Below are 10,824 nucleotides of genomic sequence, written 5' to 3' on the forward strand. Positions count from 1 at the left end.
CCCCCAGCCCCCGTGGTGCGAGCCGTCCCCACCGAATGCGAACCAGCCGGCGAATCCGCCGAAGGCGGTCTCACTCGAGTCCGTCGAGCCGGTGTGGCCGCGGGAGGATCCGCCGCGGCCGCCGAGCCGGGCGTGCTGGGGCCGGGAGCCGACGCCCATTCGCCGCGCGAGGACGGCGTCGGCGCGCCGCAGGGCCGCCGGTCCGAACAGCGCGACCGCCACGGCGCGCTGACCGGGGACACCCCCGTCCGCGTAACCCGCGGCGCGGGTACCGGCGGCCTGCACGAGCCGGCGGCCGTCCAGGGTGACCGGCACGGGTCGGGCCAGAGTGATCACGGCCACCGCGGCGGCGACCATCGCCACCGGGACCAGGCCAGCCCCGTCTCCGTCGTCCGCCAGCGGGGTCAACGCGACGGCCGCCGCGACGATGACCAGCGGCAGCACCAGCCGCAGGATGCGCAGCAGGCGGGCCTGACCAGCGGGCGGCAGGTATCCGGCGGCGGCCAGGCGTGCCTGCGCGGTCCGGATCTCGGGGCCGCGGGCGAGCTGGCGGAGAATCCCGCGCACGAGCGGCTGGCCGGCGCTCGCGATCAGCCGGTGCGCGCTCGCGGCGAGCGGTGTGCTTCCCGGCGGGAGTGGTCCGGCCACCCTGAGTCGCCAGGTCAGCGGGATGTCGACGGCGCCGGCCTCGTAGAGGCCCACGAGCGCCGTCAGCGCGGCGCGCTTCGGGCCGGCGGTGACCAGCGCAAGGTCCTCGATCGGGACCGACTGTGGATCGGGATGCACCGCTCCATGTCCGCGTCCGCGTCCGCGCACCGCCCTCGCCCGCATGTCCGCCACGACGGCGACCGCGGCAAGCACTGTGAGCAGGTAACCGAGTGAGATCGCCATCGTCACTCCCATCCTGGGTCGGCCCGACGCCGGGATGGTGGCATCCCGGCCCGGGGGCCGACTGTCAGGTGACTGACGGTTTGTTGTCGAACTCTCAACGCGAGTGGTTCCCGGACGGCCGGGCGATGGCACGAGGCGGACGGACAGGACGGACCGGACGGGCGAGTTGGCCCGGGCGGGCGAGGCGGGCGGGGCCACCTGGCCTGATCGGAAGCGCGCGTTACGGGCGGCGAACCGGGCAGGTGCCTTCTCGTGATCCGGGGGCGGTAGCGGCCCGCATGACCGGCGGGGCGGTGTGACGATCGGGGTGGACGGCCGTGACCGCCCACCCCGACCCGCCTCCGGAACGCCGTTGTCCGGAGTGGCGTCGGGACCAGTGTGCCCACAGTGGTCCCCCGGGGCGTCAACCGTCGCTCAACGGGCAGGTAGGGCCGTGTTTCAGGGTTTCAGGGAGGTTCTCGATGGCGGTGGCATGGTGAGGGCGCTCCGTGGGAGCCTCGGCGCGCTCCGTAAACCCTTGTATCTTCATAGGGTCATGTGTATAAAGTTGCAGTCATGGGAGTGACTGCGGCAGTGGCGGGCGCGAGCGGATACGGCGGCGGCGAGCTGCTGAGGCTGCTGCTCGGCCATCCAGGCATCGAGATCGGCGACCTGGCGGCGAACACCTCCGCCGGGGTGGAGGTGACCGACGTCCACCCGCACCTGCCCGACCTGGCCGGCCGCGTCTTCGTCGACGCCGCCGCGCTGGCGGAGACCACCGCCGACATCGTGTTCCTGGCGCTTCCGCACGGGCAGTCGGCCGCGGTCGCCGCGACCCTCCCGGCCGGGGTCCGCATCGTCGACCTCGGCGCGGACCATCGCCTCCACGACCCGCAGGCATGGCGCCGGGCATACGGGGGGGAGCACGCCGGCACCTGGACGTACGGAATGCCCGAGCTGCCCGGGGCGCGGGAGGAGATCCGGGTCAGTAACCGGGTCGCCGCGCCCGGGTGCTATCCGACCGCGGTGAGCCTCGCGCTGGTCCCGCTGGTCGCGGCGGGTGCGGTCGACCCGTCCGACATCGTCGTGGTCGCGGCGAGCGGGACATCCGGCGCCGGCCGGGCGGCGAAGGTCAACCTGCTCGGCAGCGAGGTCATGGGCGACATGACCGCGTACAAGGTCGGCACCCACCAGCACCGTCCCGAGATCGTCCAGACGCTCACCCGGTACGCCCGCTCGCCGGTGTCGCTGTCGTTCACCCCCGTGCTCGCGCCGATGCCCCGCGGCATCCTGGCGACCTGCACCGCCCGGCCCGCCGCCGACCTCGCCGCCGGTGACGACCTGGGGACGGGCCTCGGCGCCGACGCCGACACGATCACCGGCATCCTGCGCGCCTTCTACGACGACGAGCCGTTCGTGCGCGTACTGCCGCCCGGGCGGTGGCCGCGCACGTCGTCGACGCTCGGCAGCAACTGCATCCACCTGCAGGCGACGGTGGACGACGAGGCGGGCCGGGTGGTCGTCGTCGCCGCGATCGACAACCTCACCAAGGGAGCCGCCGGGCAGGCGGTCCAGTGCGCCAACCTCATGCTCGGCCAGCCGGAGACCACCGGTCTGAGCGTTCAGGGCCTCGCGCCGTGACCGCCCCGGTGGCAGCGAGGGCCCTGCCAGCTAGGGAAGGGAAGCAACAGTGAGCGTCACCGCCGCCCGGGGGTTCCGGGCCGCCGGCGCCGCCGCCGGGCTGAAACCGTCCGGGCGTCCGGACGTCGCCCTCGTCGTCAACGATGGTCCAGCCGACGCCGCCGCGGGTGTGTTCACCCGCAACCGTGTGCAGGCCGCGCCCGTGCTGTGGACCCGTCAGGTGCTGACCACCGGCCGGCTGCGCGCTGTCGTGCTCAACTCCGGCGGGGCCAACGCCTGCACCGGCCCCGAGGGGTTCGCCGACACCCACGCGACCGCCGAGCACGTCGGCGCGGCGCTCGGGATCGGCGCCGGTGAGGTCGCGGTCTGCTCCACCGGGCTGATCGGCGTGCGGCTGCCGATGGATCTTCTCCTCCCCGGCGTCACCCAGGCGGTCGTGGCGCTCTCGCCGGCCGGCGGTGACGCCGCGGCCGAGGCGATCCGCACCACGGACACCGTCGCCAAGCAGGCGGTGCGCACCAGCACATCCGGTGCGGCCGGTGACGGTGTCGTCACGGTCGGCGGTATGGGTAAGGGTGCGGCGATGCTCGCGCCGTCGCTGGCGACGATGCTCGTCGTCGTCACCACCGACGCCGTCGCCGACAGCGCCACACTGGACCGGGTGGTCCGGGAGGCGTGCCGGACGACGTTCGAGCGCGTCGACTCCGACGGCTGCCTGTCGACGAACGACACGGTGCTGCTGCTCGCCTCGGGCGCGTCCGGGCGGTCCCTGCCCGAGGCGGAGCTGACCGAGCTGGTCACCGCCGTCTGTGACGACCTGGCCGGCCAGATGCTGGGCGACGCCGAGGGATCCACCAAGACGATCTCCATCACGGTCACCGGCGCGGCCTCGGAGGCGGACGCCCTCGAGGTCGGCCGCTCGGTGGCCCGCAACAACCTGCTCAAGTGCGCGCTCTACGGCAAGGACCCGAACTGGGGCCGGGTACTCGCGGCGATCGGTACGACGTCCGCGGCCTTCGAGCCCGACCGCCTCGACGTGACCATGAACGGCATCCAGGTGTGCCGCGGCGGCGCGCCGGGTGAGCCGCGGGAACTGGTCGACCTCGGCGGGCGGGAGATCAGCATCGTCGCCGACCTGCACGCCGGCGACGTCGAGCTCACCGTGCGCACGAATGACCTCACCGACGGCTACGTCTACGAGAACTCGGCGTACTCGACATGAGCGCGGACACGAACCCGGTGAAGCCCGTGGGGTGGGCCGGAGCGAACATCCCCGCGCCGCCACGCGGACCGGCGGCAACCGCCCGCGGGCATTCCGCGCTGGCCAAGACCACCGTGCTCATCGAGGCGCTGCCCTGGCTGTCCCGCTTCCACGGCGCCACCATGGTGATCAAATACGGCGGGAACGCGATGACCCGCCCGGAGCTGCGCGAGGCGTTCGCCGCGGACATCGTCTTCCTACGCTACGCCGGCATCCGCGTCGTCGTCGTGCACGGCGGAGGCCCGCAGATCACCGCCCACCTGGAGCGGCTCGGGGTGCGCTCGGAGTTCGTCGGCGGCCTGCGGGTCACCACCCCGGAGACCATGGAGGTCGTCCGGATGGTCCTCGTCGGCCAGGTCAACCGGGACGTCGTCGGGATGATCAACAACCACGGCCCGTTCGCCGTCGGCCTGTCGGGGGAGGACGCGAACCTGTTCACCGCCCGGCGCCGCCCGGCGATGGTCAACGGCAGCCCGGTGGACGTCGGGCTGGTCGGCGACGTGGTCGACGTCCAGCCGGCGACCGTCAACGCCCTGCTCGACTCGGGCAAGGTGCCGGTGGTGGCCTCGGTGGCCCGCGGCCTCGACGGCGGCGTCTACAACGTCAACGCGGACACCGCGGCGGCGGTGCTGGCGCTCTCGCTGGGTGCGGCCAAGCTCGTCGTGCTCACCGACGTGGAGGGCCTCTACGCCGACTGGCCGGCGAGCGACGAGGTGATCAGTGAGCTGACCGTCGGCGAGCTCGAGCGGCTCCTGCCCACCCTGTCGTCGGGCATGATCCCGAAGATGGAGGCCTGCCTGCGCGCCGTCTCCGGCGGCGTCCCCCAGGCACACGTGCTCGACGGGCGGGTCGCGCACGCGCTGCTCCTCGAGATCTTCACCGACGAGGGCATCGGGACGCTGATTCGCGCCGACCCACCCGCCGCCGCCGGCACCGTCGCGGTCGAGGGCGCCGTCACGGCAACCACCAGTTCCAGCGCGGGCGACCCGGCAACAGTGGACATCATCGGGGGAGGATCGTGAACGCCGATCTGCTCGACCGGCGCGACGCCGTCATCATGGCCACCTACGGCCGTCCCTCCATCGCCCTGACCCGCGGGTCCGGCGCGCACGTGTGGGACGCCGACGGCCGCGAGTACGTGGACCTGATCGCCGGGGTGGCGGTGAGCGTCCTCGGCCACTGCCACCCGGCGGTGCGCGCGGCGGTAGTCGCACAGCTCGACACCCTGGGCCACACGTCCAACCTGTACGTGAACACCCCGCAGCTCCTGCTCGCCGAACGCCTGATCGAGCTGCTGGGCGTGGACGGCCGGGCCTTCTTCTGCAACTCGGGCGCCGAGGCGAACGAGACCGCGATCAAGATCAGCCGACGGACCGGCCGTTCGGAGATCATCGCGGCCGAGGGGGCCTTCCACGGCCGGACCATGGGCGCCCTGTCGATCACCGGCCAGCCCGGGAAGCGGGCGCCGTTCGAACCGCTGCTGCCGGGCGTGCGCTTCGTCCCGCACGGCGACGCCGACGCGCTGGCCGCCGCGGTCAGCGAGCGGACCGCCGCCGTCTTCCTGGAGCCGACCCTGGGCGAGGCCGGGGTGATCCCGTCGCCGCCCGGCTACCTGGCCGCCGCCCGCGCCGCCTGTGACGCACACGGCGCGCTGCTCGTGTTCGACGAGGTCCAGAGCGGCATCGGCCGCACCGGCGCGTGGTTCGCCCACCAGACCGAGGGCGTCGTCCCGGACGTGATCACCCTGGCCAAGGGCCTCGGCGGCGGCCTGCCCATCGGGGTCTGCATCGGGATCGGCGCTGCCGGTCACCTGCTGCGTCCCGGTGACCACGGCAGCACCTTCGGTGGCGGGCCGGTGGTGTGCTCGGCCGCCCTCGCCGTGCTCGACACGATCGTGGCCGAGGGCCTGCTCGAGCACGCGGCGGTGCTCGGCGGCGCACTGCGCGACGGCATCGTCGCCGCGGACGCGGCCGGGGTCACCGGGGTGCGCGGCGTCGGGCTGTGGCTCGCGATCGAGCTCGACGCCCCGTTCGCGCCCGAGGTGGAGACCGCCGCCCGCGAGGCCGGTTTCCTGGTGAACGCGGTCGCGGCGAACGCCGTCCGCCTCGCGCCGCCGCTCGTGCTCACCCCGGCGGACGTCGACGCGTTCGTCGCCGCGCTGCCCGGCATCGCCGACCGGGCGCGGGAGACCCACGCCCAGGGGGACAGGACCGCGGCGACCGGCCCGAAGAAGTCGGACGAAGGATCTAAGGTCAGCGCATGACGGCCCGACACTTCCTGCTCGACACCGACCTGACCTCGTCCGAGCAGGCCGCACTGCTGGATCTCGCCGACCAGCTCAAGGCGACGCGACGCGACCGGAAGCCCGCCCGCCGCCCGCTCGAGGGCCGCTCGGTCGCGCTGATCTTCGAGAAGCCGTCGACCCGGACGAGGCTGTCCTTCGACGTTGCGGTGGCCGAGCTCGGCGGGCACCCGATCGTGATCGACTCCGGCTCCTCCCAGCTCGGCCGCGGCGAGACCATCGAGGACACCGCAGCCGTCCTGAGCCGCTACGTCGACGCCATCGTCATCCGCACCTTCGCCCAGGACAGGGTCGACCGGATGGCGGCGGCGGCCACCGTGCCCGTCATCAACGCGCTCTCCGACCACACCCACCCCTGCCAGGCGCTCGCCGACCTGCAGACCATCCGGGAGATCCGCGGCCGGCTCGCCGGCGTGACCCTGACGTACCTGGGCGACGGCAACAACGTCGCCCACTCCCTGCTGCTCGCCGGCGCACTCGCCGGGCTGCGGGTCCACGTCGCCTCGCCGCCGGGCTACGAGCCGATCGAGCAGGTCGTGCGGCACGCCAACGAGATCGGTGCGGTCACCGGCGGCGAGGCCCTGGTGATGCACGACGCGCTCGAGGCCGCGGCCGGCGCGGACGTGCTCTACACCGACGTCTGGGCGTCGATGGGGCAGGACACCGAGTCCGACAGCCGGGCGCTGGTCTTCCAGCCCTACCGCCTCGACGAGAAGGTCGTCGAGGCGGCCCGCCCGGACGCGGTCGTCATGCACTGCCTGCCCGCGCACCGGGAGATGGAGATCTCCGCGGCTGTGCTCGACGGGCCGCGGTCCGTGGTGTTCGACCAGGCGGAGAACCGGCTGCACGCGCAGAAGGCCCTGCTGTCGTTCCTGCTGGACGAGACCACGGCGGGTGTCGGTTCCCGATGACCATCCGCTCGGCCGCGCCGCTGACGAAACACGCCCGGCAGGCCCGCCTCGCCGCGCTGATCGCGGCGCGGTCGGTACGGTCGCAGGCGGAGCTCGCGCGTCTGCTTGCCGAGGAAGGCGTGCAGGTCACCCAGGCCACCCTGTCCCGCGATCTGGAGGACATCGGCGCGACGAAGGTCCGCGGGGCCAACGGTGCGCTCGTGTACTCGGTCGACGTGAACCTGGCGCCGGCCGAGACGGTGCGCATCCCGCTGGCCCGGCTCTGCGAGGAGCTTCTCGTCTCGGCCGAGGCCAACGGCGACCTCGTCGTGCTGCGTACCCCGCCGGGGGCCGCGCAGCTGTTCGCCTCCGCGCTCGACCGGGCGGCCCTGCCGGAGGTGATGGGAACCATCGCCGGTGACGACACCGTCCTGGTGGTCTGCCGCGCGGGGCCCACCGGCCCCGGTGGGCCAGCGTTCGCCGGCCGGCTGCTGTCGCTGGCCGACGGCGTCGCACGGGTGGCGGTCCCACCCGGAACGGGCGGGCATCCCGGCATCGGCGCAGGTACCGGCGCGGGCGCCGGCTGAGGACCAGGCGGGGCAGACCTCCCGTCCACCGGCGTCATGAACGACCACGTGAACCGAGAATCAACTAAGGAGTGACTCCGTGACCGAACGCGTCGTGCTTGCCTACTCGGGCGGCCTCGACACGTCCGTGGCCATCGGCTGGATCGGTGCCGAGACCGGCGCCGAGGTCATCGCCCTGGCCGTCGACGTGGGCCAGGGCGGCGAGGACCTCGAGGCGATCCGCCAGCGCGCCTTCACCTGCGGCGCCGTCGAGTCGATCGTCGTCGACGCCCGCGAGGAGTTCGCGGCATCCTTCGTCGCCCCGGCGATCCGCGCCAACGCCCTGTACATGGACCGCTACCCGCTCATCTCCTCGCTGTCCCGGCCGATCATCGTGAAGCACCTGGTCGAGGCCGCCAAACAGCACGGGGCGGACGCGATCTCGCACGGCTGCACGGGCAAGGGCAACGACCAGGTCCGCTTCGAGGTCGGCGTGATGGCGCTGGCCCCGGGCCTGCGCGTGCTGGCCCCGGTGCGCGACTCGGGCATGACCCGGGACAAGGCGATCGCCTTCGCCGAGGAGCGTGGCCTGCCGATCGACGTCTCGAAGAAGTCCCCGTACTCGATCGACCAGAACCTGTGGGGCCGCACGGCCGAGTGCGGGGTCCTCGAGGACCCGTGGGCGCAGCCGCCGGAGGACGTCTTCGTCTACACGGCCGACCCGACGGTCTCCCGGCCGTCCGACGAGGTCACGATCTCGTTCACCGACGGCCTGCCGACCGGGCTGGACGGGCGGGCACTGTCGCTGGTGGACCTCGTCGCCGAGCTCAACACCCGGGCGGGTGCCCAGGGCGTCGGTCGCATCGACATGATCGAGGACCGGCTCGTCGGCATCAAGAGCCGGGAGATCTACGAGTGCCCGGCGGCGGTCACGCTGCTGACCGCGCACCGTGACCTGGAGGACCTCACCCTCGAGCGGGACGTCGCCCGGTTCAAGCGGGGCATCGACCAGCGCTGGGGCGAAATCGTCTATGACGGGCTGTGGTTCTCGCCGCTGCGGGCAGCCCTCGACGCCTTCGTGGACTCGGCCAGTGTCGGTGTCACCGGCGACGTCCGGATCCGGCTGGCGGGCGGCGTCGCCCAGGTCGTGGGCCGTCGCAGCCCGGGCAGTCTCTACGACCACGCGCTGGCCACCTACGATGCCGGCGACCAGTTCGACCAGACCGACGCGCGGGGATTCATCGAGCTGTGGGGCCTGCCCACCAAGGTCTGGGCGGCCCGCGAACAGCGGCTCAACCCGTGACGTCGATTCGGTCGGTGGCGACTGGGAGTCACCCAGCGGCCGACGAGGAGCAGGAACGGATGGATCCCGAACGGGCACAGGGCGACGCCGCGCGCACGGACGCGGCGCGCACGGACACCGCCGACGACACCGACGGAGAGGACACCGGGGGGCACGCCGGCGCGGGTGGGCAGGCGGACGCCCCCGCGTCGACGCCGCCGCTGCGGCTGTGGGGCGGGCGATTCGCGGGCGGGCCGGCCGAGGCGCTGGCGCGGCTGTCGGTCAGCGTGCAGTTCGACTGGCGCCTGGCGCCGTACGACCTGCTCGCCTCCCGCTCACACGCCCGCGTCCTGCACCGCGCCGGCCTGCTGGACGACGCCGAGCTGACGGCGATGCTCGGCGCACTCGACGACCTGTCGGACGCGGTCGCCCACGGCCGCTTCCGCCCGACCATCGAGGACGAGGACGTCCACACCGCGCTCGAGCGGGGGCTGCTCGAGCGCCTCGGCGCGCTCGGGGGCAAGCTCCGGGCCGGCCGGAGCCGCAACGACCAGGTCGCGACCGACCTGCGCCTGTACCTGCGCGATCACGCGCGTCAGGTCGCCGCGCGGGTCACCGAGCTCTCCACCGCCCTCGTCGGGCTGGCCGAGCAGCACGTCGAGACCCCGGCACCGGGGATGACCCACCTGCAGCACGCCCAGCCGATCTCGTTCGGGCACCAGCTGCTGGCGCACGTCCACGCGTTCGCCCGGGACACCGACCGGCTGCGGGACTGGGACCGGCGTGCCTCGGTGAGCGCGCTCGGCGCTGGCGCGCTCGCCGGCTCCTCACTGCCGCTGGACCCGGCGGGGGTGGCCGCCGAGCTCGGCTTCGACCGGGCCTTCGCCAACTCGCTCGACGCGGTGTCCGACCGGGACTTCGCCGCCGAGTTCCTCTTCATCGCCGCGCTGATCGGGGTGCACCTGTCCCGGCTCGGTGAGGAGATCGTCCTGTGGACGACCCGGGAGTTCGGCTGGGTCGAGCTTGACGACGCCTTCGCCACCGGCAGCTCGATCATGCCGCAGAAGAAGAATCCGGACGTGGCCGAGCTGGCCCGCGGCAAGTCGGGCCGGCTCATCGGCGCGCTCACCGGGCTGCTGACCACCCTCAAGGGCCTGCCGCTCGCCTACGACCGCGACCTGCAGGAGGACAAGGAGCCGGTGTTCGACGCGGTCGACACCCTCCTCGTCGTGCTGCCGGCGGTGACCGGCATGGTCGCGACGATGCGGGTGCGCCGGGAACGGCTCGCGGCCGCCGCGCCGGACGGGTTCGCGCTGGCGACGGACGTGGCGGAGTACCTCGTCCGCAACGGGGTCGCCTTCCGGGAGGCACACGAGGCCGTCGGGCAGCTCGTGGCCTGGTGTGTGGCCCACGACGCCGACATGGACGAGGTCTCCGAGGACGATCTCGCGGTCATCAACCCACTGCTCACCGCCGACGTCCGATCGGTGCTCTCGGTGCGTGGTGCGCTCGAGGCACGCTCGGCACCGGGCGGGACGGCACCCGCGCGCGTCCGGGAGCAGATCGAGGCGCTCGGGCCGGTGCTCGACCGGGACCGGGCGTGGGCCGGGAGCTGACCGGCGTTCCGAGTCGCGACTTCTACGACCGGCCCGTGCTGGCCGTCGCCCGAGATCTCCTCGGGACGACGGTCCGGCACGGGCCGGTCGCGTTGCGGGTCACCGAGGTGGAGGCCTACGGCGGCACGGACGATCCGGCGTCCCATGCCTTCCGCGGTCCGACCCCGCGCTCGCGGGTCATGTTCGGACCGCCCGGACACGCCTACGTCTACTTCGTCTACGGCATGCACTGGTGTTTCAACGTCGTGTGCGGTCCGGAGGGTACGGCCGCCGCGGTTCTGATCCGGGCTGGTGCGGTCGCCGGGTCCGTCCCGGCCCGGCATGTTCCGGGCAGCGCCCGCGAGCCGGAGCCCGAGCCCGGGCTTGAGCCCGGGGTCGGGTCCGTGGCCGCCGGGG

Annotated in this window: 10 protein-coding genes; 9 read left to right on the forward strand and 1 reads right to left on the reverse strand. The window is 73.5% G+C overall.

All coding sequences use genetic code 11. The features are described 5' to 3' along the window. Window positions 1–891 (reverse strand): TIGR04222 domain-containing membrane protein (locus FMEAI12_RS02620; protein WP_160144227.1); only part of this gene is annotated, 891 nt, incomplete at its 3' end. A gap of 555 nt (window positions 892–1,446) precedes the next feature. Between FMEAI12_RS02620 and argC the strand changes: the two genes are divergently transcribed. The 9 genes from argC to FMEAI12_RS02665 form a co-directional block, all read left to right on the forward strand. Continuing rightward, a complete protein-coding gene (gene argC, locus FMEAI12_RS02625) occupies window positions 1,447–2,511 on the forward strand; it encodes an N-acetyl-gamma-glutamyl-phosphate reductase (RefSeq protein ID WP_041253871.1) in 1,065 nt (354 codons plus the stop codon). Between the two features lie 49 nt (window positions 2,512–2,560). Further along, entirely contained in the window at window positions 2,561–3,733 is a 1,173-nt protein-coding gene (gene argJ, locus FMEAI12_RS02630; RefSeq protein WP_020459348.1) for a bifunctional glutamate N-acetyltransferase/amino-acid acetyltransferase ArgJ, read from the forward strand. Continuing rightward, window positions 3,730–4,794, forward strand: a complete 1,065-nt coding sequence (gene argB, locus FMEAI12_RS02635) for an acetylglutamate kinase (RefSeq protein WP_071064856.1) — start codon at window positions 3,730–3,732, stop codon at window positions 4,792–4,794. The genes argJ and argB overlap by 4 nt, the downstream gene beginning before the upstream one ends. Next, complete coding sequence (locus FMEAI12_RS02640) at window positions 4,791–6,035, forward strand: acetylornithine transaminase (protein ID WP_071064855.1); 1,245 nt, start codon at window positions 4,791–4,793, stop codon at window positions 6,033–6,035. Before argB ends, FMEAI12_RS02640 begins: the two co-directional genes overlap by 4 nt. Then, window positions 6,032–6,985 (forward strand): ornithine carbamoyltransferase, encoded by a 954-nt coding sequence (gene argF, locus FMEAI12_RS02645; RefSeq protein WP_112104848.1) that lies wholly within the window; start codon window positions 6,032–6,034, stop codon window positions 6,983–6,985. The genes FMEAI12_RS02640 and argF overlap by 4 nt, the downstream gene beginning before the upstream one ends. Beyond that, entirely contained in the window at window positions 6,982–7,551 is a 570-nt protein-coding gene (gene argR / locus FMEAI12_RS02650; RefSeq protein ID WP_020459352.1) for an arginine repressor, read from the forward strand. Before argF ends, argR begins: the two co-directional genes overlap by 4 nt. A gap of 79 nt (window positions 7,552–7,630) precedes the next feature. Continuing rightward, complete coding sequence (locus FMEAI12_RS02655; protein ID WP_112104849.1) at window positions 7,631–8,833, forward strand: argininosuccinate synthase; 1,203 nt, start codon at window positions 7,631–7,633, stop codon at window positions 8,831–8,833. Continuing rightward, complete coding sequence (gene argH, locus FMEAI12_RS02660; RefSeq protein WP_112104850.1) at window positions 8,830–10,428, forward strand: argininosuccinate lyase; 1,599 nt, start codon at window positions 8,830–8,832, stop codon at window positions 10,426–10,428. Before FMEAI12_RS02655 ends, argH begins: the two co-directional genes overlap by 4 nt. Next, the coding region (locus tag FMEAI12_RS02665; RefSeq protein ID WP_235013623.1) for a DNA-3-methyladenine glycosylase at window positions 10,413–10,824 on the forward strand (412 nt) is incomplete at its 3' end. The genes argH and FMEAI12_RS02665, both read left to right, overlap by 16 nt.

The sequence above is a fragment of the Parafrankia sp. Ea1.12 genome, from assembly GCF_900465275.1.
GTDB classification, from domain to species: Bacteria; Actinomycetota; Actinomycetes; order Frankiales; family Frankiaceae; genus Parafrankia; species Parafrankia soli.

Bases quoted from the DNA above. Each gene is read 5' to 3' on its own strand.
- argC (WP_041253871.1), top strand. From the start codon at position 1,447: ATGGGAGTGACTGCGGCAGTGGCGGGCGCGAGCGGATACGGCGGCGGC.
- argR (WP_020459352.1), top strand. From the start codon at position 6,982: ATGACCATCCGCTCGGCCGCGCCGCTGACGAAACACGCCCGGCAGGCC.
- argF (WP_112104848.1), top strand. From the start codon at position 6,032: ATGACGGCCCGACACTTCCTGCTCGACACCGACCTGACCTCGTCCGAG.
- argB (WP_071064856.1), top strand. From the start codon at position 3,730: ATGAGCGCGGACACGAACCCGGTGAAGCCCGTGGGGTGGGCCGGAGCG.